Annotated in this window: 19 protein-coding genes; 1 reads left to right on the top strand and 18 read right to left on the bottom strand. The window is 47.8% G+C overall.

Annotated elements, in window-relative coordinates; translation table 11 throughout:
• Positions 1-1,039: 1,039 nt before the first annotated feature.
• The 17 genes from MKY48_RS26990 to MKY48_RS27070 form a co-directional block, all read right to left on the bottom strand.
• Positions 1,040-1,519: an immunity protein YezG family protein gene (locus MKY48_RS26990; RefSeq protein ID WP_339291690.1), complete on the bottom strand. Its 480-nt coding sequence runs from the start codon at positions 1,517-1,519 to the stop codon at positions 1,040-1,042.
• A 4-nt stretch (positions 1,520-1,523) separates the two neighbouring features.
• Positions 1,524-4,826: a DNA/RNA non-specific endonuclease gene (locus MKY48_RS26995; protein WP_339291691.1), complete on the bottom strand. Its 3,303-nt coding sequence runs from the start codon at positions 4,824-4,826 to the stop codon at positions 1,524-1,526.
• A gap of 18 nt (positions 4,827-4,844) precedes the next feature.
• Positions 4,845-5,486 carry a DUF4280 domain-containing protein gene (locus tag MKY48_RS27000; RefSeq protein ID WP_339291692.1) on the bottom strand — a complete coding sequence of 214 codons (642 nt, stop codon included), beginning with the start codon at positions 5,484-5,486 and terminating at the stop codon, positions 4,845-4,847.
• A gap of 1 nt (position 5,487) precedes the next feature.
• On the bottom strand, positions 5,488-6,003 hold the full coding sequence (locus tag MKY48_RS27005) for a hypothetical protein (protein WP_339291693.1): 516 nt from the start codon (positions 6,001-6,003) through the stop codon (positions 5,488-5,490).
• Between the two features lie 25 nt (positions 6,004-6,028).
• On the bottom strand, positions 6,029-7,168 hold the full coding sequence (locus tag MKY48_RS27010) for a pentapeptide repeat-containing protein (protein WP_339291694.1): 1,140 nt from the start codon (positions 7,166-7,168) through the stop codon (positions 6,029-6,031).
• Between the two features lie 22 nt (positions 7,169-7,190).
• Positions 7,191-8,729, bottom strand: a complete 1,539-nt coding sequence (locus MKY48_RS27015) for a contractile injection system protein, VgrG/Pvc8 family (RefSeq protein WP_339291695.1) — start codon at positions 8,727-8,729, stop codon at positions 7,191-7,193.
• 62 nt (positions 8,730-8,791) lie between these two features.
• A complete protein-coding gene (locus MKY48_RS27020) occupies positions 8,792-9,565 on the bottom strand; it encodes a DNA and RNA helicase (RefSeq protein ID WP_339291696.1) in 774 nt (257 codons plus the stop codon).
• A gap of 150 nt (positions 9,566-9,715) precedes the next feature.
• Positions 9,716-12,364, bottom strand: a complete 2,649-nt coding sequence (locus MKY48_RS27025; RefSeq protein ID WP_339291697.1) for a molecular chaperone — start codon at positions 12,362-12,364, stop codon at positions 9,716-9,718.
• Positions 12,365-12,483: 119 nt separating this feature from the next.
• Complete coding sequence (locus MKY48_RS27030) at positions 12,484-13,182, bottom strand: iron-dependent peroxidase (protein WP_339291698.1); 699 nt, start codon at positions 13,180-13,182, stop codon at positions 12,484-12,486.
• Positions 13,173-14,459 (bottom strand): normocyte-binding protein, encoded by a 1,287-nt coding sequence (locus MKY48_RS27035; RefSeq protein ID WP_339291699.1) that lies wholly within the window; start codon positions 14,457-14,459, stop codon positions 13,173-13,175. Before MKY48_RS27035 ends, MKY48_RS27030 begins: the two co-directional genes overlap by 10 nt.
• Complete coding sequence (locus MKY48_RS27040) at positions 14,456-16,384, bottom strand: serine/threonine protein phosphatase (RefSeq protein ID WP_339291700.1); 1,929 nt, start codon at positions 16,382-16,384, stop codon at positions 14,456-14,458. The genes MKY48_RS27035 and MKY48_RS27040 overlap by 4 nt, the downstream gene beginning before the upstream one ends.
• Positions 16,385-16,428: 44 nt before the next feature.
• The gene (locus tag MKY48_RS27045) at positions 16,429-17,313 is read right to left on the bottom strand and encodes a protein phosphatase 2C domain-containing protein (RefSeq protein ID WP_339291701.1); all 885 of its coding nucleotides are present in this window, start codon (positions 17,311-17,313) and stop codon (positions 16,429-16,431) included.
• A gap of 15 nt (positions 17,314-17,328) precedes the next feature.
• A complete protein-coding gene (locus MKY48_RS27050; protein ID WP_076324588.1) occupies positions 17,329-17,847 on the bottom strand; it encodes an FHA domain-containing protein in 519 nt (172 codons plus the stop codon).
• Positions 17,848-17,888: 41 nt separating this feature from the next.
• Complete coding sequence (locus MKY48_RS27055; protein ID WP_339267609.1) at positions 17,889-18,428, bottom strand: FHA domain-containing protein; 540 nt, start codon at positions 18,426-18,428, stop codon at positions 17,889-17,891.
• Between the two features lie 36 nt (positions 18,429-18,464).
• Positions 18,465-19,010, bottom strand: a complete 546-nt coding sequence (locus tag MKY48_RS27060; RefSeq protein ID WP_339267611.1) for a DnaJ domain-containing protein — start codon at positions 19,008-19,010, stop codon at positions 18,465-18,467.
• Positions 19,011-19,136: 126 nt separating this feature from the next.
• The gene (locus MKY48_RS27065) at positions 19,137-19,568 is read right to left on the bottom strand and encodes a membrane-associated protease 1 (protein WP_339267612.1); all 432 of its coding nucleotides are present in this window, start codon (positions 19,566-19,568) and stop codon (positions 19,137-19,139) included.
• Between the two features lie 278 nt (positions 19,569-19,846).
• Positions 19,847-22,015 (bottom strand): transcriptional regulator, encoded by a 2,169-nt coding sequence (locus tag MKY48_RS27070; RefSeq protein ID WP_339267613.1) that lies wholly within the window; start codon positions 22,013-22,015, stop codon positions 19,847-19,849.
• Between the two features lie 594 nt (positions 22,016-22,609).
• Between MKY48_RS27070 and MKY48_RS27075 the strand changes: the two genes are divergently transcribed.
• On the top strand, positions 22,610-24,532 hold the full coding sequence (locus MKY48_RS27075; protein WP_339291702.1) for a VWA domain-containing protein: 1,923 nt from the start codon (positions 22,610-22,612) through the stop codon (positions 24,530-24,532).
• Here the strand turns inward: MKY48_RS27075 and MKY48_RS27080 are convergent.
• Positions 24,495-25,442 (bottom strand): serine/threonine-protein kinase, encoded by a 948-nt coding sequence (locus tag MKY48_RS27080; protein WP_339267617.1) that lies wholly within the window; start codon positions 25,440-25,442, stop codon positions 24,495-24,497. The genes MKY48_RS27075 and MKY48_RS27080 overlap by 38 nt on opposite strands.
• Between the last annotated feature and the right edge of the window lie 314 nt (positions 25,443-25,756).

The raw sequence follows: 25,756 nt of genomic DNA on the forward strand, positions 1-25,756 counted from the left end.
GGGCTTAATTAGAGGCAGGTGGCTAGTCTTTAATCGTTACCCTGCCTGTTGTATGTCAACTGGTCGTCACCAGATTATCCTTATACAATAAAGATCGTAACTACTGTCAAACTCGTTGCATGCTTCCTTGTAAAAATGGTTCAGATACAGCCTCGCAATATAGAAGTCGAACTATCCTACAATTTAGGTGCAATGTTTCTAGCACTACTCCATCAGGAAACGTAATTTACAGTTGTGAATGATTTTGAAAAATCGGTGAGAAAGCGAACATAACAAAAAACAGATCAATTTTGGTGGTATCTGACCATAATCGATCTGTTCAATGTAACGGAATAGTGTTATTTAGGTTATAAAATTAAAGCATTTGATGTGCGTACAACCGAAATGAAGAAATCTTTATACGGGTATTACATGGGTTATATGTGTTATTGGTTCATTCGACACTGGGTAGTCTCAACTGAAAGTAACAATCCTAGTTTTGTCACCATTTAGTCAACCAGAAGCCGTTGTACTTCGTTTTCATTTGCAATCCCTTCCTTCTTGTGCTAATATGCCGCCATTGGGCGGCTATGGAGTAGGGAAGGCGGCTAGCCCGAAACGTCTCCTTACCTGTCTATGTCAATTGGTCGTCACCAGATTTGTTTATTCACGATAACCATCGCGGCAAGTAGCCCATTCGTTGCGGACGATATACAGATAAGTCCTGACAATATTAATGGTCGAGCTATCCATCCTAGAAGGTGCGATGGTTTAGACAGCTTTTCTATCGGGGCGGCGTATCCTAAAGTTGCATAACATTTTGAAAATCCTGTGAGAAAGCGAACATAACAAAAAACAGGTCAATCATGGTGGTATCTGACCATAATCAACCTGCTTAATGCAACGCAATAGCGTATTTAGGTTATAAAATTAAAGCATTTGATGTGCGTACAATTAAAATCACGAAATCTTTATACGGGTATTTCATGAGTTAGATGTGTTATTGGTTGAATGATGGATGTAATCGGCAATGGGTAGTCCTACCAAAGAAAAATGGCATTTAATTCGCTTCTTCAAACTGCTTCATTTTTTCGATCTTTATTCTGTCATTCTCTTCTTGTGGAATATTATTCAGATATTTACTTTCCCAATATTCTAACCTGTCTGAAGGACCAAAATTGGATTCTCCCCATTTTGTATAATCGTATATTATATTTAATTTTCCTTCAGATGTAAGTTTCATGGTTATTGAAAACCAAGGCTCTTGTCCATCTTCTAAAAATATATTTTTTAGATCATTGGTAACTTTCAACAACTTTCTCATCGTTTTTTTATATATTTCTGAATTAATATTGTAATTCTTCAAAATATCTCGACAATAAACATAATCATGTTTATTTATTGGTTTGAAGAAAAAGAAAACCCCCCCTTCTCCATTTTCTACCTCGCCATTAAAATAAAAATCTTCCCAATCTTCAGGTATCAATTCATTTATTGTTTCTGCTATCTCTCTATATAAATCATTCATCCGCTGTTCCATCCTACTAACCTCCCGGTTGATTCTGTATTGTAATAGTAACTTCTTTTTTCTTCCCTATTTGGTAAGTTACTTCGAATGAATCTGGTCTCATTGAACTTCCTGAATAGACTGGTTCAATTTTTACTGTAACTTTTTTAGGAGGTACTTCATTCAGGGCATTGGCCCACTCAGTTTCCATCTCATACCATTTCCCGCCACTTCGATTAATCTGGCTATTTTGTGGGACTAGATTATCAATATCTTTTGGTCCTTTAAACTGTGCTCCTATTAAGTGTCCACCGTCGTCATCAGGCAATCTGCCTTGTCCTTTTCCTACCGTCCTCTGTGCGTATTCACTCCGGTTTCCTGTACCAAGTACAAGCGTTCCTTCACATTCAATAATACGCCCTTGACTATCCGTACGATAAGTATATCCATCTGGTGATGAGTATTCCACATTTGGTTTTAAAGCCTTTTTTCTATTTTTCCTTGTAAAATGGTCACCATAGTTTACTTTTTGATAGACTGGTGGTTTACTACCAATGCCAGCATTAACCGTCCCCCCAGAACCGCTTTTGCTGAACTGAATAAACGGTTCGTCAGCAACACGGTCAAGGCGCCATTTCCCAGGTCCTCCTCTACCCATCGTACCGGCATTAGTAGAAAGACTATACGCTTCTTCCCATGAAAGCTTGTAGTTCGACGGATTCATCTTAATATTAGCATCATTCATTGTAGCTTTGAAGCTCGCGTACTTATTGCCTGCAGCTTCTTTAAAAGCCGCCAGTCTTTGGCTGTCTTTAAATTTATCAGCGATTTTCAGGTTATTCGGTTTGAACAGGAAGGCTAAACTAACTACACCTAATCCCATCTCTAGCTGGTTTAGTGTGTCCTGGTTCATCCCCATTACTGCAGGATTGCTATAGCTGTTCCCTTCGTCCAAATCACGCAGCTTCTCGGAATTGACTTTAATCTGCATGATGCCTACACCGATTTCTGCTCCTGCTATTAACATTAAATACAGAGAACTTCCACCCGTCGGGATCGCCAAGACGATGGCCACAATGCCGAATAATATACCGAGCATTGCAGCTTGCTGCTGTGGAATAGTAACCTGTGTCATGAAATTGAGCCGTGAAAGGTATGTAACAGTTTGATCCTCTTTGCTAAAATAATTCGGCTTCTGGGGAATGACGTTCTCTAGCCAGTAATCACTATCTCTCATGCTTACCAAACCCTCGGACAGCCCTTTTATTACTGAGGAGATGGGGCCCGAGGCATCTGCTGTCTCCCCGTGCATCCTTTTGCGAGCCTCATCCTTCAGATCTTCATATTCTTGTTGTTGTCTCTCTTCGGCCATCTTGGTAAAATCGATGACTCCCGGAAATTTTTGCTTTGGCGGATCTTTCTCGGCCAACATAAAAGATGGCGGCCCGTTGGCTTCTTCCATCAGCTCGTGTTGAATTTGCTTCTTCATGTTATATTTTCTATAGGCAGCTTCGTATTCCTGGTGAGCCTGTTTTATCTCTTCAGTTGTTCTCTCCTCACCTTTACCTCCTGTGACATCCGGACGATTTATTTTCTGATAATAGGATTTAATCTCGTCTTCTTTGAAGCCATTCAAAGTACTACGAGCTATGTTCTTGGATTCAGGGTCACTTTGCAACTTCTCAGCCAATTGCTTTCTTACGGCTTCCCTCGATAAGTCTACTCTTTTAGTTTCCTTATTAAAATTCTTATAGGCATCATAATCATCATATACGATATCGCCATTCGTTAACGCTTCTCCGTAGGCTTCGAGCATCGCTCCGTTCTCTAACAAATATTCAATGTAAGCCGCTTCGAGCTCTTCATCCGTCAGCATGTCCAAAATATTCATTTCAACTTTCTCAAAACTAACCGTTTTATTTTGGATTAATACCTGGCTCCCAGCAATTTCAACGAATTGACTCTCGTTCGTAATATGTGTAATTCTACTCTTGGCCTTCATTTTGATAGATTCCAATTTGGAGGCCGATTCCGCTTTCACCAGCTCTATGGTGTTAACCGCTACCACCAGAATATTCTCTTCTGCAGATAAATCAATGTTATCTCCGTCTAATTTAATCCTAACCGTATTTTTTTCGAAAAGCACCCCATCTTCGCCCAACTCCATCTTGGCTTCCCCGGGCATATGAAAGACTTTAGTCGTAGGTTTCTGGAAGACGGTTCGCGTCTTCATTTCCTCGCTCCGGCCTCGAACCGAATTAATTGCTATCGCTTGCTTCTCAACGCCACTCGGAAAGTAAATCTTGATTTGTGCCCCCTCATCCGGCATGCAATGAAAGATGTTATTGCCTTCCGGTGAATACGGGAACCACCAATTCCCTGATTCATCATATTCCTCATCAATGTCCAGTTGTACCTTGACCATGTTATTCGCCCGTTTCAATACACGGCCTTCCAAACCCACACCTTGGATTGCCTTATTTAAGCGGGATTTACGGCGAATCGCTTGGCGCTTGACTAGCATATATTCATAATGAAGCATTCCTTTATCATAGGTTATGACCGACTCGGCGATGACCCAGATCTGGCGCTTGAACCCCACATTTTCTCCAACCTTAAAATATTGGTTCGACCTTGCCCAATAACTGATCCAGTCTGCCTCAGAAGAGATTTCCGCCCCATTTTCAATGGCTTGCTCCCGGTAGCTCAAGTAGCTTTCCCGGTTTTGTAATATGGAATAATGGATCGCTTTAAAGTCCTTCCCCCAGGAAAAGTCCGGTACACCAAAATAAATACGAGTCGCATCCATCGTAATATCCGGTAGGATCACCGTCCCCAAGCGAGAAGCGAGCCGCTTCATAAACTGCCAATCAGTCTCCTGATACTGTACGATCAGCTCACCAATAGTAGCCCCTTGCTCCGTCGCCTCGTTCTGAGCGTCCCCTTTCGTATAACCTTCCGTTAATCTTTTTATCACGCTCGTATATGTCAAATGCTTATTTTGATACGAGCGGCTTTTGGGCCTGATATCCATCTCGTAAGAACGGGAAACTGCTTCTACAGTGACAACTGGAATTCCGTCCTCCATTGTTATCTCTAGGTTCGAGATTCCCCCTGCAAACCAATGATCAGCCTGTGAACCTTCGAATTTACGGATCAGCAAGCCATCTTCAAAGCTCGACTGATTCATGATTCGTTCGGCTTGCTCATCGGTCATCGTAACAGTCAGCTTACAACGAGTATGATCACTGAACTTTTGCTCAACTTGAAAGCTGCGAACAGCCAGGATCTGATACGGCCATTGCAACTGAAAACCGTCACCCTCAAACCATTTTTCCATCCCCTTCACCTTCCCTCATCACTTCACGTAATGCTTGACAAATTCCAAAGGAGGCATGTCCATTCCATTAGTCAAAAAAGTGATCTGGCCTCCCTTGAAGCAGTTCAGGCAAGATTTACTCGTCAAAGCAGGTACGCCATCAATCATTACGGTTTTACTGCCATTCTGCCACTCTGGTTCCGTACTCATGATGTCAGTTGAAGCAGGGTTAGAATAACTGGCGATAAATTCAGGAATACAAGGGTAAATATATTGGCTCAGATCAAAATTAAATACTCCGGTATCAACATCGTAATCCGGTCTACCACCAATTACATCAGGGTGGACTTCCTTTGCCTTTATAAACGCGGGATGCTGAGGACTTCGACAGTAACCAAAGGAATACATATTCCCGTCGATATCTCTTTTAAGTCTCTCTAGTGCCTTTTCTCCACTAGGAATTTCACTTGTGGATACCTTGCAATCTTTGACGGTCATCATAGGATTCTTATTAATGTAGACTCCGTTATTCGTAACTCTGTTCAGTACCTCTTCATGGGTGCCATAGGAGCACTTCATATAGGCTCCGCTCGTGATATAGGTTTCTGAATCTCTCCAAGCTGATTTCAATTCTTGAACCCGCTGCTGGCTTAGCATCGTTGAGTAAATGTCTGCTGCCATTTCACACATCACCTGCTTTCGTTAATATTCTTCGCATACTCATTCCATACAAGCTGTGTCTTAACAAAGCCTCCGCTACATCTAGACGCACAATGAGACCCGGGAATGGCAATTCAGTTGCCCAGAACATTCGGTGTCCGTTTATTTTCTTTTCATCCAAAACAACCTGCTTGATAATTCCCCTATCAATCACGGAATGCGTTTGTGAGATACAGTCCACTTGCGGGACATCAATCAGACAAAAATGCGCTTGGGCATAGGTCGCCTGATCTGTTACCAAGACCGTTTTGTATGTCAAATTTGATTCATATTGGCTTAATATTTCTCTAACTTCTGCTGAAACAAGAAAAACCGGCAGCTCAATCACACTTCGGTACTCCAGCTTTCTTCCTTCCCGAACAAATGCCATTTCATATTCCTCGGCTGTCGAAAACCCGTTCAGTACACGATCCGGGAATAAAATATTCCGACCTATCGGATTCAGACGCGGATCATGTCCGACGACAAAATACTCCACAGGTCCATCACCTCTCTTCTATCGCCTAACTTTCCAGCCAGCAAATACTGCTGCGCTGCTCTTCACTTAAAACCACACGCTGCTCATCCTGCTTTAGCATGCGGCTGCCTGTCAGGTCTGCTCCAGTAAAGTCTGCTCCGTCCAGTACGGCATAGGTAAAATCCCCTGCTACTTGGGCATTTCGAAAGCTGGCTTTGGTCAAATTGGCTCGCTGAAAACATACCCCATGAATACCGAATATTGCGCCGCGCTCTTCGTTCATTAAGTCCCGAACAGCATATGTTTGGTCAAACCAGGCTTCTTCCAGATTACACTCACGAAAATCAGCATCAATCATCACGCTGCCTCGAAAGTCGGATTGGCGACAATCACATCGTTGGAATCTTGTTCCTAACAAATAGCCGTTTTGGATGATACAATCTCTAAGGTTAACTTGTTCTAATCGAGCATAGTTGAGGTTAATTTCGGAATAATTCCCTCTAGATATATCCACTCCTTGAATATGCTCATAAATATATTCCTGCTCAAGCAAGCTTTCCAACCAACCCTTACAACTTACAGATAACCTCTGTACTTCGTTGATGCGATAGACCGACTCCGTCTGCTTCGGATCCCGGAACTCCCCAACGCGCACCTCAAAAGATTTTTCTTTTTGCAGGCTGCAAAAAGAAGGTAACACACTGATTTCCTTCATGGCATAGCGTACGGCATGGGTCATATATTCATGGAAAGGCGGAACTTGCTCGCGCACCCAAGCTTCCAGCAAAGGCAATTGTATATGTTGGGCATACTTTCTTCGCTGTTCATCGCAATATTGATACCAAACATCCCAAAAATGGTAGATCCAGTCCGCACGATACCTGAACGACGTCATTTCAATCTGATCGACCGAGCTCAAATCAAAAGCCTCGAACATATACTCCAAGTGATCTTCCTGCAATCTGGTTCTCAGGAGAGAAAGTTGAATGCTAGCACACTTCCTCCTCGAACCTTCCAATTGCTGATCTACAATATGCCGGCAAAAGGAGTCAAACAGTTCGGTCAATGGCTGCGCGATCTGGTCCTTATGTTCGCAGAAGTAATTATGCAATGCCTGTATACTTTCTGCTCGCCGTGGAATTGCATCCATCTCAACAAACCGCTTCCACGTTTCTTGTGAATTCATGACTCTCCCCTACTTCCGGTCCTTATTTTTCCATCAAAATTTCGACGCCCCTCACAACGACCTGCCCCTGGTCAATCTTGATACCTCCAAAACCTCCTTCGGTGGACATTTCAATCTGGTTGGCAAGCATCATTATGTTCTCTCCCACCATTTCAATCTGTTTTCCGGTCTGAAGGGTAATTTTGTTATTGCTGTTTAAAAGAATCGTTCCAGAGTTTGTTAATGTGATCGACGCGCCGTCCTCCGCACCGATAATCGTAATTTTATCTTCTTCGAACATAATCTTCTGTCCAGTAGGGGTAAGCAGGAATTTGGTATCCGGATTCGCCATCAAGTCATCCTTCAAATCTTTGTCGTAATGGACGATCGGCTGCAGTATTTCCTGCTTCACAACAGTTGTAGTTACGTTACCCCCGCCTTTACCACTGCTCTTTACTTGTCCACCGCCACTAACTTCGGCAGGCAGCTTTTTACGCACAGAACTCAGCGCGATACCTTCCGCTTCGTTATGACCAGGGAAATAAATCCGTACATCATCGCCCTTCTCGGGCATAGCATACCATCCCGTTTGATCCTCGGAGGCATACATTGTCGAGTAGGGAAACAACCATGCGGTATCCATGCCCCACCCTTGGTCATAATCCAGCTTCACTTTAACCTCATCCCGGACTACGGCCATGACATTCCCTTGAATAGATGCCCCAATAATTTTAGAATTGTACAATTTACGCCTGTATCCAGCTTTTTTTCGGCAAAGTACATATGTATGAGTTAATATTCCGCGGGTCATTTCCGTAGTGACTTCAAAAACATGCAACTTCTGCTTATTGAACGTGACTATATCACCAAGCTCCAGTACTTGATCGAGCACAACCTCATAACGAATAAAATCTGACTCAACAAGGTCTGTTTCTCCCGAGGGTTCAGCATTTTTATAGGCTAGCAAGTCCTTATGAATTTTGTAATGGGTTGCCTGAATCTGCCCAATATCACGGTGTTCCGGGATGCCAAGATACACGGCAATATGGTTGCGCGTTGAAACCGGAACAAGCGGGGCACAATAATGTGATGCCAGACGCTTCAGAAACTGCCAATCCGTTTCCTGATACTGCAACGTGAATGCACCAAGCTTGCGTTGTTCCTTATACGTGTTGTTAAAATCGGTGTTGCCATAAGCACTTCCGATTTCCTTCATTACATTCTCAATAAGTAAAGACTTATCCTGAAAAGCACGGTACTCCAGCTTGATATCCATAGCATATGTATGAGACGCAGCCTCAGCCTCCAGCCAATAGACTTCCCTATCTACCTTAATGTGCAACTTGAGCAGCATACCGTGAAACAGCGTCTTTTTTGCCCCCTTTTGATCGTAGTAGAGCAGTTCTACGGGGGTGTGCTCGTTGGCCATTCTCATATATTGCTCTTCCATCTCTTCAGGAATAATACCGCTGAAAGTTAGTCTCGCATGGTCATTGATCTTCTTCACCAGTTTCACGTCATGCAGCTTCATCTCAAACGGAGCAATTTTCAAGGTATCATACGCAACGATCAAGCTTGACATATACTTCATCTCCTTTGCTTACTTCTTTTCCTCTATCTGTAGGCCGACCGCACCAAACTTCCCTAATCCACAATCACCCGCTGGCCGCCGCCCGGGATCATGCCCATCTTACCGCCACTACCCCGGACACCGTCCAGGATACGGCTCAGATACTTGTGGATCTCCACGTTGGTGTACTCCCTGCTGCTCATGCCAAGACGGTTCGCCATATAGTGCAAAATGACGTCCCGAGCGAGGGTTCCCTCGTTCATGCACATCATCGTAAACATGAAGTCCTGCGGATCGCCGCTTCCCTTGCGTATCATTTCCTCTGCGAAGCAGCGCAGGATAACCGGGGACAAGGTGCTTTTGCCGTAAGCCGCATAGCGGACATGCAAAACATTCACGGTATTAAATTCAGTCGCCAGGTCCCGGAAGCCCTGGTAGTCCTGCCGCAGCCGGGCGCCTTCCTTCAGCTTGAAGCGGCACAGCTCCAGCTCGGAGGCACCCGCCTCCAACTGTTCGTCGATTACGATCTCACTGCGATACGTCCGCCAGTCGCTGTCTTCTTCGCCTGCATGGAAACGAACCTTCAACGCGGCCTCCCTCCCTGTAGCGCGGTACTTGGTGCTCACAGCATCTTCCAACAAATATAAACGCCCTTGGTGCTTGACGATGCCGGGATGAACGGTCAAGGAATCTGCTCCGACCTCAACATGGGCACCTGTAATGATGCCGTCCGTATATTCCTGATAGTAGACATCCACAAATTCGCGTGGGAAATCGCGCAGATTTTCCAGCATCGCCGTCTTTAGGATCCGGCCCTTCTCGAACTTCGGTGCGATATGGTTAAACATTGCCTTCTCCTCCTTCCGGCTGTGACGTTTACGCGACTCTCCCGGTTAAGTTCTGTGTGATCAAATGACGGATCAAGCTTAGTGTCCCTCCATATAAACTCCGTGCAGGTACAGGACAGGATTGGAAGTAAAGATTAGAAGCACACTCCCCTACTTCATCCCGTCAAAAAAGTCCAGCTCCGACCGCTCATTCTCGAACGGGAACAACTCCTTGCGGCCGAGCAGCAGCCCTTCGTCCTGGCGGGCGATCGGCAGCACGTGAAAGCCCCAGTGATTGTCATCCGCAAAGACGAAATACTTCGTCTCTCCGTTCACGATAGAGTCGGTATCGTCCTGCGGAATTTTATCCTGATAGACCGCCTGGATATCCTCATATTTCACGGACTCATAGTCCTTGATCCGGTTATGGTACACATAGCTGTGCCGCAGCACGCCGTCCGATCCCCGCAGGAGGAACTCCACTTCCTGTGTGTGGTAAGGCCGGGAGATGAAGCCCAGCACCCGGTTCGTCCGTTCCAGGCTGGAGATTAGCTCCAGCTCGCGGCGGTCATGGGTGTATGCGCTAACCGAATACGGGATGACAGCGGCATGATTCGTAATGCTCGTCTCGATGACGCCGGCCTTCCGGGCGTTCAAATAGCGGATCGCTCCGCGCAGGCAGGCCAGCTTCAGCTCGGGAACACGGCCTTCGACGGGTTTTTGCCGGAATTCGATGCTCCGTCCTGGTACAAACTCCTTCAGCGCCTCGCGAAACACCTCGATCCGGCAGGATTGACCTGTCAGCTTAATAATCGAATACTCGCCCAGCACGCCGTCCTGGTAGAATCCATCCAGAAATTTGCGCAGCACCTCGTAGATATCCCCTTTGATCAGCTGGGTAATTTCCTTGATATTGAACACAACATTCGGAATTTCATATTCATCCTTCAATTCACCGCCCCGCAGCACCGACAGGAACCATCGCTCCATCGTTGTGATCTGCAGATCGTTATCCCGGCTGTCGTCCTCCTCTGCGTCGAAGCGGTTCCTCAGGATTCCGGTCTTGCGGAAAAACTGTTCCTTCATACCCTCGGCAATCTCCCACAAGAAATAAAAATTGCCGCGAACCCGGTAATACTCGTCCCGCGAGCGATTCTCGTACATTGCAAAGGCGGTCGGAATCATCGCCTCCGCCTCACGATAACGCCGCTCCAGTTCGGTATACACTGCGGCTACGCCGTTCTCATCCACTTCGCGGAACAAATCGTTTGCCGGAATATCAATCAAATCATCGATATCCGTCACTCTGCGCCGCCCGCTTGTGTAATAATCCGCGAATATGATTTTCATAAACTGCATAATGCGATATGTAATGTTGTTGCCGCCAAAATGCGTATCCCCGTTCTCATACGTCGCATCCATCACGATGCGGTAGGACATATGCCCGTCCTCGACGCGGAAGCGGCAGGAAGATAAATCCGTCGTTCCGCCCCCGCAGTCGATCACGAGTGCTTTATACTCCGTCCCCTCCATGAATATATTCCGTTCCAGGCCGTCCGCAATTGTGTTGTACAGTACGGCCATCCCCTCATCCAGCGCCTCCTGCTGCTCAATTCGATAATCCGGCAAAATCTCGGCGAACATTTTAAGGAACGGAGCCTTCATCTTGACGGGACTCGAGAAATGCAGGTTCTTGAACTTGCATTTGAATTGATGTTCCGCCATCTGGATAACGTATTTCAAATACGCCTGGATGATATCCCGCCGCAGTACGGAAGCCGTATTTCCTTCGCTGTCCATAATCTCGACTGGCTGGTTATAGCTGTTCACCCAGCGTTTAAGCCCCTGAAATACCGAGGCCCTACTGCTGTAGCTGCTGCGGCGGATATTCAACAACGCCTCATGGCCGAACTGGTATTTTACCGCTGCCGGGTCTGAGCAATCAGCTACGCTGACCGCGGTAGGCAGCGCCTCGAGCCATTCCGTTCTTCGGTACGTCGGATCGGGAAACTTCACGAAATTCACTTCATTGGAGCGAATATGACCGTTTAACACATCAAGACTGCTCGGAGACTGCGCGTACCCGTGGTATAAAAAAGCGCCGGCCGTCGTATTGGAAGTACCGAAATCGATCGCCAGCACGGCATCCGTCTTTTGCAGCTCCCGTATGTCCAGCTCAGCCAGCGGAATTTTATAATATTGGATTTGAACGGGCGGCAGCGCCTGCGCCTGGTAATACGCCTTATACACGTATTCCGAATCACGCTTGCGTAGGAACAACAGGCTGTACTGGCGATTGGACGTGCGCTGCCATTCCATACTGCTGTCCGCTGCTAAATAAAAGCTGCCCGCCTCGCCCTCCTCTTTGCGCAAATTAAGAATGCCGCAGAGCTCCATTCGGTCGTTGACGAGCAGTACATTGGACTCCGCTAATACCGCAGGGGCCTTCACCTTATAGCCGTCGCTTTTATCGATGGCGATGTTTGGATAAATGACGATGCGGGCCGGAACGCGAATGCCCCCGTCCCCTTGAAGCGAGGCCTGCATGTATTTGCGCATCACCGTCTTTACGCGCTCGAAGCCGCCTTCGCAGAAAGGGCCGATGAACATTTCTTCGTCCGCGCCCAAATACTTCAGGATGACGCGGATCATTTCTTCCCGGTCCAGCCGATGGCTAAGCCCCTCTACGAGCCGTTCCCGGTAGCAAATATTCCGCAGTTGGAAGGTGGTCATCTCCGTAAGCTCATCCTGCGTATATGAAACCTTCCCGCGCACCCGCTGTTGGCTGGTGGAATCCGTGTACAGTTTATAGCCCTTCATGCTTGATCAATTCCTCCTCCAAAATGGTTAGGGGCATCCTTAAAAAATACCTGTTCAAAAAGTCGAATTTTCAGCACCTAGAAGGTTGAGTGAAGTCAGGACTGAGAAACTACCTCTCTCTAATACATGGCGATGCGATCCTGGATCATTGTATCCGCGGCATCGATAATCCCCACATGGCAATCCCAATACACCTCGGTGCGGTAGCGAACCGGGAGGAACAGCTCCATCAGCAGCTCCAGCTTCCGGCCGGCGAGCTCCGTCTTCTTCTGGCCGATGTAGAACAGCATCTCATCCTTCTCCTCGCTGTTGACATAAATCGTCGAGCGACGAAAAATTCGGCTTACCGTGCTTCGAAGCAGGTTCAGCGTCTCTCCCGTGTCATACATGCGGAGGATTGCGCAGGCGATCCACTCCCGTTCATCCCGCTCGAACAGACCGATCCGCTCCTTTACCCGCTCACCGAACGCCCCGGCTTCCAAATCCCGCAGTACGAATCGTATGTGATATTCCCGCTTATTCATGCCCTGCATGAAGTCCAGCTCCGCCAGGAAATGAATCAGAATATCAAACAGCGTATGGCGGATCTCCTCATCTTCCGTCAAGTTGATGTTCAGCAAATCGCGGAATACATCGGAGAATCGATAGAACGGGTTGACCTCAACCTCGACCTGCTCGCCCGCAACGGCATTTAAATCCTCTAAGCTAAGCTCCATGTATGGCGAATACACCTTGGCCGGAAGGAAAGTAACATCCCGCTTATGAATTCCGGATTCCTGCGCCTGAACGAGCAAATCCCAAATGTAATTCAAGCCCATTCTCCTTCACAGCGATATTCGGGGAATGACATCTGGACTTGGGACACCAAAAAGCTCATCATATCCTCGGCTAAATAGCCCAACTCCTTGCCGGATTCCCGGTAGATGAATTTCAGGCACATCCGCCATTTTCCGTTATCCACCCGAACCTCATCCGTAATGAACCGGTTCAGCTCATAGGTCAGTGCGTTATTAGCGGAAGGGGGCCGAATCTCTACATCCACGAGCTCCAGCCATTCCGATACGGCAAAAGAGTGGATAATCCGCACGATCTCGCCCTTGGAGCGAACGACCTGTCCTTGACTGCGGCCATAATTGCTGATGAAATCGTCCCGCTGCCGGTTCGACATCAGTGCGTAACTCAGCTTGCCCATGCCTGTACTAACCGGCTCCACCACCATCAATACCTGCCAGGAATCCGATTTATCGCGCGTCGATACAACGGTCAGTTCTTCCGGCGAACGCTTGATGTAACGAATGCTGTCGTCGTTGGTGTCGACCAGATAGCCATGCTGCAGCCCGCTTTTGCGCAGCGGCAGCGCATGCTCGAAATTCACGCGATCAGCCGCCGGAACCGGGAATCCTCCCGTTTTCAGTTCCAGGCGCTGAATGTTCCAGAGCGGAACTAGATCCGTTCTTTTATATGCTTCGTATTCCTCCAGATGAACGGTGATCTCTTGAACTTCCTCTTCTACCGCCAGCTGTACGTCCCCCCCGATCAATACGACGTTCACGAATTTGTAAGCGTAAGGATGATTGATCGTTTTCCAAGGCAGGCCATTGCTTAGAAAAACATGATACAGCTTCTCGATTTCTCGTATGTATGCGGTATTTCGCTCGAGCTTGACTTGAATGACATGACGGCCCATATTCGTAACCAGCTCTCCGCGAAATGTCCGGTCACTGTAGAGCAGCTCCTGGATCATTGGATATTTGCATTCCAGAAACAAGGAGAATAACGGCTGCTTTTCTCCTTCGTTTAGACGGGCAACCAAATGATGCAGATCAATCCTGCGCGGCTCCGTATCCTCTGTAATCATCGGGAACAAATACTCGTGCAGTGGATCCCATTCCTCACGGCGGCACATCCCCACATACACATCGTATTTGCTGTCCTGATTGCCGACCTCCTCGAATACTCGCCGCTCAATCTGGCGGTTCAGCTCCTCCTGGTATTCGACCAAGCCGAGGAACACGCCGCTCATCAGATTGCGAAGCACCCGGCGCTGCTGCAAATCCTCCATTTTACTAAGCCGATCCATCACGATATCCTTCATGATCCCCCGCCTCCTTCCGGCGTAGCTGACCGATCCTGCCTGTCGCTCGTAGAACTTGCTGGGCTTGCTCCTGACTCCTCAGATCCAGCGGTTGTACCCTGATTCACCGAACTTGGTCCTGATGAAGTTGATCCATCAGGCGAAGACGTGCCTCCTGAAGCTTGATCCTCGCTTCCTTCGATTCTAGTGGCTCGGTCCACGTTTGATTCTGAAGCACCGCTCCACTCGGAAGTCCCGCCGGATCCATTGCTCCCGTACGATCCGTTATTTCCACTTGAGCCATTCTGTCCGTTCATTTCATTCCAATCGTTCATCCCGGACATGCCCGAAACGGGCATCCCTCCATCCGGGAGCGAAGACGAATCCGATTGTCCCGCCGCAGGCACGATGGGATTGCGCTTCTCGTCGGCCTTGGCAATTTTCCGCTCCATCGCCAGCACCCGCTCCAGCTTGTCGATCTCCTGGTAAATTTCCTGGGCCAGCGAATAAGCCTCAATGGCGGCGTTATAATCCAGTGCGGCTAACGCGCGGTCACCTTTTTTCTCCAAATTGTCGGCCTTAAGCGTTTTGGTCTCCCGATAAATGGTATTGATTTTCCCCTCGGTCTCTTCCATCTTCGTCTCCAACTGCTTCTGACCGCTCGGATAATTCGCTTCAATCGCTGCCCTGTACGCCTTCTTATATGTCTCAAGCGCGCTGGTGTAATCCTGATTCTGGAAGTGGATATCACCTTCCTTTATGACTTCTGTCAGCTTGGCGACCGCCTCACTTCGCTCGATTCGCGCCTGAATATCCTCTACCTTGAACGGCTTGTACTTCTCCGCCTCACCCAGCGCTTTTGTATAACTGTCCAGTGCCATATCGAAGCTGCCGTCCTTCACGTATTCGTCCCCATCCGTCATGGCTTGGGCCACGCGCTGCTTGTTGCGAAGCAGTTGGAAATGCAGCTTGTCCTTCAGCTTGCTGGCCGCGTTCTTCGCTTCACTGTAAGCCTTAAGCGCCTTGGGGTAATCGCTGGCGGATGCGTATTCGTCACCCTCCTGCTCAAACTCGGTCATCTGCACGACCGTCTCGGCCAATTTAGCCGCCTGTCTAGCCTTCGCATACCAGATGCCTCCCCCGGCGATCACCATGGTGAGCAGCAGTATTGCGATGCGTATGATCCATTTCTTCCGGTTTTTGGGCTTCTCGATAAACGTCTTATTAGCGTAAACAGCGGCTGCAGTATAATTGTTCACCGTCTGCTGCTGCTTGCTGAGGACAATGTCCTCCAGCGTATCCGTCAAGCTGTCGGGATCACTCGATTCCGCCAGTGCATCGAGCATTTCCGGCAGCTCGACCTCTTCCCAAATTCCCGGTGTGCACAGAAGAAGCACATCTCCATCCGAAAGCGGAGTTTTATTTGAAATATAGGGTTCAAAACGATCTGGCCGCCCCATATAACTCAACAAATTTCCTCGCTCCTCATGGCCGGAAAATCCTTCCTCGGACACCCTTCCGTCCTCCAGAAGCAACTGCGCCAGGCTCTGATCTTTGGAACGCAAATTCAGCCGACCGCCGCGAAAATGGTATAATCGCGCATGGCCACAGGTCGCCCACACCATCCGCGTATAATTCGTCACAACAACGAGCACGCTGGCTTTAAGCCGGACTCTGCGGCTTTCAAACTTCAACCACTCATGAGCTGTCTCCAAATCCTGCCGGATTTTTCTCCGTGACAAGGATGGCTTCTCCATAAAATTCTCCAGGATGACACTGACTGCCATTTTTGCGCTATGTGCCTCTCGATCCGTATCGAGACCATCCGCAATAACGTAGCAAGCCATGTCCTCAAGCTCCACGAAGGCAAAATAATCTCTGTTGTCGATATACGAACCCGCTTCGGAGACAAATGCGGTCTTGAAATCGCTGTTCTCCTTTCTCATGTGTTCCTCCGTTTCCCCCGACCTGCTGCGAGAATAATGATGTGTTAATCCATTTGCAAAATAATGACCGTTGCATTGTCCTGATGCTTGTAACTCTTGCGCTCAATCAAGCTGATCATCTCTTCCGCGGCATCCTGCGGCGGCAAGCCCCGCATCAATATCTGCTCCATCTCTACCTCGGTCAGCGCATCATAAACCCCGTCACTGCACAGAATGATCGTGTCATTTGCTTGCAAGGATACCGGATCGCCAACCTCCATGCTTTTAAAACCGCCATATCCCAAATAGTTAACCAACTGGTTGCGATTCGGATTCTCCTTGGCTTCCTCCTTGCTGATTTCGCCGGATAGATACTTTTCCTCCAGCACCGTCTCCAGGGTATGCTTGGAATTGATCGGAATAAATTCGCCATCCCTAAACAGAATAATCATGCTGTCTCCAACCGCAGCCCAATGCAGTAATCCTCCGGACACGATGCCCACGACGAGCGTCGTTCCTCCGGTTTCCCCGCCAAGCTGCTCCAGGATTGCCCGGTTGCTGATCAGTGCCGCTTTGTGAAAATACTCGGGAATATCCGCCGGATCGTCCACCTTTAAGTACTCTCTCGAGAACACCGTAACGGCCAGCGTACTAGCCATTCGTCCATGCGACAACCCGCTAATGCCGTCGGCTATCACAGCCATCGTACCGATTTTCGTTGTCGAGCTTGAGAAGTAATCATCCTGCTCTTCCCGCTTGCCGATCGTCTGGGCATTCCCAATTTTGTTCGTTTCAATAATGTCTGGAATATACAGAAGTTCGCTATTCTCGGGCGTAGTTTCTACAGCGGGGCTCGTACGCAGCTTTTGCCGCATAACAAGCAATACGGCGACGGTGATCAGTGCAGCCGCAACGATTCCGTACGATTCGAAAAAACTCAAATCCTCCATCGTTACCATCCGTTCTTAACTGTTATCCCACTCAAAATGGGGTCCGCATAAAGGCACGAATACAAATTTACTGCGCCCGAGCTGGATTAAATCATAGGCGTTAAGCTCAGCCGGCGTGTATACCGCTTCGTTGTTGTGATAAGCAAGCCCTGAGGCATCGCCCGGCAGCAAATAAAAATTTCGCTTCTTCGGATCGTAGACGATCACGGCATGATTGCGTCTGGACACCGCGTTATCCCCGATAAGCCGAATCTGCATTTCCTCCGCGCGGCCGATGAAATTTTTCTCAGCCATAATACGGTAATCCTGTCCCATCTGCGGGCCCTCGACACATACCAACCAGCCGGTTACCGGCTGAATTCCCGTCGTCTCCCCCAGATAAGGCATCGTCTTCTCTTCCATATCCTCCGCGACCTGGGGTCTGCGTGATTCGTTCCGCGAAGGCTGCTCTAGCGTCGTATTGCAATATGGACAAGTGTTGCCATGCTTTCTCGTACTGAACATGTGTCCATTCAGGCATCTCGTCAAGCTCATCTTCGATTCAATCCCCCATTTGTAGGTAAGTGTGTTCTCCGTTATTTCACTAACAATCGCGTATTAGCAATAAAGATCATATCCCCTGTACCAATCTCTACAGGCTCTTCGACAACAAGCCGATTCGCTTCGCTGCGTCCTGCTTTACGGATACCTGTCCCGCTGTGGGAATCCGCATCTTCAATGAACCACTGATCGCCAACACGATTCAGGACAGCATGCTCGGAGCTGACAAGCGACGCATACTCGCAGTCCGACAAATCTATGTCAACCTCGCCGCGCTGCGTGTTTTTTCCGATCAGGACTGAGGTTTCTCCCTTGACGTACCATTCCTTCACGCGCTCTCCGTCATCATCGAGCAGCACGATTTTCACGACAGCTTCCCTCGCTACCTGTGGTTTATCGTTGGAACGACCACTGGTCCAAATCAACACGCCTGCAATCACGGCCGATGCCGCGACGATGGACATTTGCAATGTATAATGCAAAGGACGGAGCAGGGCATACAGCACCATACCGGCTAATATTCCGTATATCAACAGATCAATAAGTGTAATCCATTTGTGGTTCTCCGGCTTCAAGTCGCTCCCCCCGTCAATGTATGTAGGCAATATCGGTTATTTTTTATAGCCAAAAAATTGATTGAACATCGCTGAAGTATCCAGCGGATTCTTATCGTTTGCTTCCTTATCCTGCGAATCTGACCGCCCCTTGGGCGACGACATGCCAAAAAACTGCTCGAATTGCTTGTGTATCTCAGCTGGATCAAAGCCTTCCGACTCCACCTTCGCCGACGATGTGCCAGACGATTTCCGTCCGCCCTGTCCTGCCTGCGACCTGCCATTTTGCTGCCCTGAGGATGGATTGGCACTAGTCTGCCTCTCGTCGTAAGCTGCACGAAGCTGCTCATCGCTTAAGGTCTCGTAAGCCTCGACAATCAGCTTGAACTTGGCTTCCGCTTCTGCATTCCCGGGATTGACGTCCGGATGATAACGCTTGGCCAGCCTGCGATAGGCTTGCCGAACCTCGGCTGTCGTGGACTGCCTAGAAACTCCGAGCTCTGTGTAGTAATCGGTACCATTCAACGCGATTTCCCCGCTTTCGCTTATGCCTTTATCGGCCTGATCAAAGAGCACCTGACTTTCTTTCGTGCTTTTTCCCACTGTCGGCAGGTTGTCACTACTGCAGCCTTTCTTATCTCAAGTGGGCGTTCGCACAAGGTATAGTAAATCTCAAGGGGCCTGGCCCCTTGAGATTACTTGCTGCCCTGGTACTATGAGTGCAATGAATTAATTGCTTGCGTCGTAACCGCCGTTAAGCTTAGCCAACTCGGTTTTGTCTTTCTTCTGCTTCACGTACAGCTCGAAAGTACCTACACCTTCGGTGTCGCCGAATGTTTCTTTGTAATCCACCACAAAAGCGTTAGGGAATGTAATTTCCCGAACCACTTGATCCGCTGCGATCACTTCAAGCGTCAGCTTACGGTAGCAATCCGCCTTTTCTGCAGGAACCAAAGACCACAGCGCCAGCTTCAGCGTGTCATCCGCTTTGTCACCGTCCGTGGCAGTGATGATTTTACCGCTGATTTTCAATGTGGAACCAACATCAGTTGATCTAGCATTTGAATCATCCGGTGTATCCGTGTCATAAACCACTTTCTGAATGTTGTCCAATCCGAGCTCGATCGTTTCGGCTCCTTCTACCTTCAATCTGAATCCCATACGTAAATCCTCCTTAGCATAAGTGAAATTATTTGTTCGGGCAGATGTTCTTGCCCAAAATTTATGTAACGAGACGAACCGTTGAAGGATCGTCTCCCACATACAGATTAAGTTGATGCTTCAGCACCGAGAAGGTTGAATGAAGCTAGGGACTGAGGAGCGGAGCGTAGGCAAAACCTACGTGAGCACCGGAAGTTTCGGCTGAATTCAATATTCGATGCCGAGTATTCCCTCAGTTCCCGCTTCGTGATCAAAAGTTGTTTTTTGAATTTCCCCTCTTAGGCTTTGACTGGACTGGTGCCTTTGGTAATCATAACTTCCAAATTCTTCACATTGCCGTTATAGATCAGATCAATGTGACACAGGTTGTTCTTCTCGTCGATCACATAATTCATGTCATCGCCGTCATGAATAATTGAATTTATGAAACCGCGCTTGGCCAGCCACATGCTCTTCTGGCTGCTCGGATTGTTACTGAAAAATTTAATGATGTTCTCATGCTTGAAGTCGGCCGTCTGGAAGCGAAGAATCCGCTCTATGTATGTGCTGACCAGTGTTTTGTAAATGGAATCGAACCCGTCCTCCGACGCAGCTAGGCTTCTCGCCTTGTACACCGTAATCCGGCGGATATCCTTGCCTTGCAGCTGAGCGTTCTCCGAGGAGAAAATAAAGCCGAAGTTCTTCCGGTTAATCGAATCCTTGATCGTATTCGTAAATCCGGTAATTTCCTTCGCCATCGTCGTGACCGCCCGCAGGCTGTTCTCGCCAGCTTCAATGTCAAAACGAACGCCAGGGAACTCTTTGCTCGTGTTCTTGAAGGATTCCTTCAAGTACTCCGGACATTGATAGGCTGAGACGATACCCGCAGCCACATACGAGGCCCCAACATAAACACCCTCGATCCAGAGCTTGAGTATGTCTTCCTTTTCCTTGGAGAGCTGGGCTCCATTCTCGGTCTGAACCATGCGGCTATCGATGATTACGCCCGACTTTTCCTTCGGAATGACCGTAAAGTTCGGAATACATGGAATTGCATATTCACTGTACTCTTTACGGAGGAGCGGCGTGCATTTATCGATGTATTTATCGATTCCTGCAGTAGCCATATTGTTGAACGTCGTCTCTTCTCCCGATTCGAAGCTGAAGAAGATTTGCACCTTGAAGTCTTTGACAACCTGCATGAGCATCGACAAGGATTCCATGGTGTTGCCGTCCTGCTTGGCAATTTTCTCGTTACCCTTGAAGCGCTCGCGGGTTACCTTCACCTTGCCGGCACTCTCCAGCTCTACGGAAGGGACGATGCCGAACCAGATCGTATCCGAGAAATCATTCTTGGAGTTGACCGTGTTCAAATAAGTCTCCAAACGAGGGATATTGGCGCTTTTCACGATCATGTCCAGCTTCGTATTCGTCACGAGCAGCGAAGGTGCCATCCCTTTGTTCTTGACGGCATATTGATCAAAAAACATTTTGACGCCGAGAATTTTCTCCACCAGCGGCTTCACGGTTTTGACAAAATCATCCTTGGCCGTTTTGTAGAATTCCAAATACGTGTTGTAGTTCTGTACCTCTGTCTCAAGATTCACTTCCGTGCTTACCGCCGGCAGCGGACTAAAGGTTCGTACAACCAAATCCTTAACATAACCGGATGGAGTTTCCGTGATGGAGTTGTAATCGTCTTCGAAGACAACTGCCAAACCATTGGAGCTGTTCTCGTCCAGCAGCACGAGTTCCGTGCTGTCCCCCTTCGGAGCCTCGATGATTTTTAACTCCCCGCTCTCCCCGATCGTCAGCATCCCGATTTGCACCGCTTCGGAATCGCTTTCCTCGTTGGAGCTGCCGAGCAGCAGACGCGTCTTAATATCCTCGATCGCCAGTGGAAGCATAGCCATCACGTTGTTGTAATTGGCACTCGCCTCTTCGAACATCGCGTTCAGTTTGTCGCCCATATCCAGCTTTTTCGGATCCTCGTCATCCAGCTTCTCGTATTGTCCGTACATGTAATGGATTTCCTTACGAACCTGACGAATGTCATCCATGACCTTCTTCGGCGAAATCATGTCGAGCAAATGCTCAAACTTGAAATCGACGTTCGTCATTCCCTGGCTGCGTTTCGTGTCGATCAGTGTGAACAGCATTTTCAAGAAATCATTGTGTTGATCAATCCGGATTTCGGAAATCGCCTCCTCGGCGATTCCATCGGGCTTCTTCAGCATGTAGACGACTTTTTGGTTAGCCGCATTGAAAAATGAGTACACCGTCGGCGAGAACTTGTCCAAAAATTCATCGAAGTTTCGCACTAAAAGCTGGCTATTGATCTCCTTGATTTTGTCGTCGCTCAGACTATCAATGCCTTTAACATCGCCCACAATGGTGATCAGGTCCAGCTTCTCGGGATTGATCTCTTCGAACAGCATCGTTCGATTGGTCTGATTGATAATATCCATTGTCGTTATTCCTCCTCCCGTTTCTAAAAAGCGCAGCCGGCCTGATGAAGACCCCGGATTCTTTCCCATGCCGGACGCTTGCACTACTTATTTTTTCGACGATATCCGACTATTGTACGGGATACCTGGGTCGTATGACCGGGACGAGTTTCACTGTACCCGGGTCTCGAGGGTAATATTAAACATCGCTCCTATCAATTGTCAATATCTTGAATTGATGATGAATATAGGGACTTAAGAACCTTTCATTCATTCACATGAGGAAAATATATCCAATCAAAGACCTATTTTTTGGAATAATATACAATAAACAAGGCCCAATTCCGATATAAGTTTGAATATACATATTTGAGCGACTATTTCCGCTCTATTCCAATACTATATAGTACATAAGGCGGGTATCGGTAAATGAAGAAAAAAAGGCAAAAACAGACTCCAGGCACTTTTTTATTCACTAGGACTTTTATCCTGATTTTTGTTTTCATGTTTTTTACGACAAATTTTCACAATCCATTCCCTGTTTCTGCAAATTCCTTACAAAAAAATCACACCGATGCTTTTGATGCGGTCTTTGTTCTGGATACAAGCTATTCTATGAATCATGCTGACCCTAACAAAATGGCGAACGAAGTGATTCATATGTTCATGGACATGAGTGAAGCGAGCCGGACGAGAATCGGCTTTGTAGCCTACAATCATCAAATTGTGGATTCCAAACCGCTAACCTCCATTTCGGTAGCGGCTAATAAGACAGAGCTCAAACAAAAAATAGCCGGACTCCGCAGAAGCGGATATACCGATTTAGGATTAGGACTAAACACAGGCGGGAACTTGATCTCATCCAAGTCGTCTGAAGGAGAGGGCAGTGGACGTAAGCCGTTCGTCATTCTTCTTTCTGACGGAGAAACAGATTTTGGGCCAGCTTCCCGGTCTCAACGAACTGCTGCCGATTCAGCTAAGGACGTAGACAAAGCTATTTCAAAAGCGAAGAAGGATGGATACCCGATCTACACGATCGGACTGAACCACGACGGCACCGTCAATCCTGAGGAATTGGAGCGCATCGCGAATGAAACTGGCGGCGCCTCATATATGACCAGCAGTGCTGACGATTTGCCTGAAATTTTCAACCGGATATTCGCGACGCAAATGAGATCCGTGCTGCTTCCGGTAGCTGGCGTTACGGCGACGGGGCAGCTGCAAGAGGTACAAGTCGACATTCCCAATTCAAGTATGGGAGAAGCCAACATTATTTTGCTTTCCGAGCATCCACTCAAGGAGACGCAGCTTTTCTACAGCTCAGAGAATATACGTATGTTCAAGTCAGGGAGCTACACGCTGATCAAGGTATCTCAGCCCAAGAAAGGCACGGCCAAGCTTAAATTTAGGGGCACATCAGGGGATCTTGTAAAAATAAATTTGCTCGGAAGCTATGAGCTGGAAGCCAAAGCGGCAATCACGAGCAAAGCCGCCATCAAGGGTCAGCCTACGGGTATCGAGGCTTATCTCATCCATCCGGCTACAAATGAGCAATTAATGGAGCAGGAAGTGTATCAGTCTCTGCAAGGACAGCTTGTCGTGACGAATCTGGAGACGAATAAGGAAGTTGTTGTAGATATGAAGAACGAGGGCACACGCTTTTATGCGGAATACATCTTTTCCACCTCAGGTAAATACACATGGCAGGTAAAAATGGATGGTCCGAGCTTCTATCGGCACAGTATCGTCCAAGATCAGAATATTGTGAATATAGCGCCCTCCGTCCACGGCAGAGAACAACTAGAGGTCATCAAAGAAGATGGTCAAGTCGTACTGGACATGAACGATTTATTCCTTGATGAGAACGGGGATGATTTAACTTACACCATGAACAGCGGCCACAAGCCAAATAAAATGCTGACCCCTGAGCTTAAGAACGGGGAACTGCTTTTGTCTCCGCTTCAAACGGGGCAGACCCAAATTACGGTAACTGCTGCCGATTCGGAAGGCGGCTCGGCTACGGCGATATTAACCGTTAACGTCAAATCGAAATACACGGTGCTTAAATGGTCTATCGCCGGAGGAATTGTTCTTCTTGCCATTGCCGCCGGTTTATTTATGTGGCTGCGTCCGAAGCCGGGCTTTGCCGGCAAGCTGGAAGGATATTTTCTGGCAACGGCCAGCGGCAGTGAAGTGCCGGTCAAATCATGGCCGCTCACCTCTTTTGGGGGACGTAAGGTAAGTCTGCTGGAGCTGTTCGTGAGCCTTGATGTACATGAGCCGCTTCCGGAAGCGCAACAAATTGTATTCACCCCGGGCAAAGACGGTAAGCTGATCGTAAAGAACACATCACGTTGCTCACTTGTTCGCAACCGTACGCCGCTGCCGATGAATAAAAAAGAAATCCTCGAATATAATGACAAATTGTACATTACATTCGAGGACGGTATAACTGAAATCGAGCTGCGTTACAAGGCCATTAAGCCGGCTACAAATATTTTTATCCGGAACGAATCCACCGGCGAGCAGACGGGCTAGTCACATATTCCATCGTAATCGCAGCCTTGAACCATTTAAGAGAAGAACAGCGTTTGTCCGGCTCAACGATCAAGCCGCGTCGGATGGCTCGGGACAGAAACGGCCAACGGCGCTTCAACCCCGTGCCCATCGGCTCCAGCCGATCATCGAACAATCGCTTGCGAACATCTGTGGGCGCCGTGCCGCGGCAGCAATAATACAACAATGCAGCCAAGCTGTATATATCGCTTACCGGCCCTTGACGAGATTGTTCGGAATAAAGCTCGAGTGGCGAATACCCGGCTGTTGTCAGAATCGGGTAGCCGCCGCTGCCGTCAAAACGAATGGCTGAACCGAAATCGAGCAGCTTTGCGCGCCTCTGGTGATCAATGATAATATTGCCCGGCTTTAAGTCACGATGAATGATTCCTTGCTTATGCAGATGTTCCAGCGTCTCAATCAAGGGAAGCATTGTCTTGTACAGAAAGCCGGGCTCAACTCTATCTGGACGTCCCTCAATCATTTCTGCCAATGTAACCCCTTCTATAAACTCCATAACAATATAGACGGTCTCATTTTGTTCAAATTGACCCATAAAGCGGACAATACCGGGATGCTCACAGTCCTTCAAAATCTTTCCTTCATTAATAAATGCATTCCTTAAAGCTTCATACTTATCATCCGGCACTCCCGATAACCGGCGTACAGAGCTGCCATCTTTCCCTCTACGTACTAACGATTTAGGGAAGAACTCCTTGATCACGAACTTCATATCCTTCTCTTCGCATCTGACCGCGTATACGATGGCCAGTTCGCTTGCAGAAATCTTACTGCGAACCCGGTAAGTCAGTGACGATCCTGACTCCCTGCTGTACAATCTATAATTGCGGCGCAGTCCATTCCCCTCGTTTTCCATCATTGCTTTACTCACTGTCAACCTCCACGAACGTTTTAAAGAAGAACCTGGTTGTTATGTTTTTTGCGATAATATCAAACAACCTATATATGTAATATCCTCATCTTACCAATTTCTCAACAAATTGACCATGCATGATCTGATATATGTTCTCTCAAAATATCCCCCTCACCGACGAGTAAATATATTGAATTCTTCTTGCGCCCTCAAGGGTTTGAGTCAATATTCCGGGTGCGAAAGTTGAGTAACAATATACTCGTTATTTTTTCTCTTGAAAAACTCATAATTCCAAGTATAATACTTGGTATAAAGATAATTAGGAGTTTGCT

Origin of the sequence: Paenibacillus sp. FSL W8-0187 (assembly GCF_037969755.1) — a bacterium.
Taxonomy (GTDB): Bacteria; Bacillota; Bacilli; order Paenibacillales; family Paenibacillaceae; genus Paenibacillus_AQ.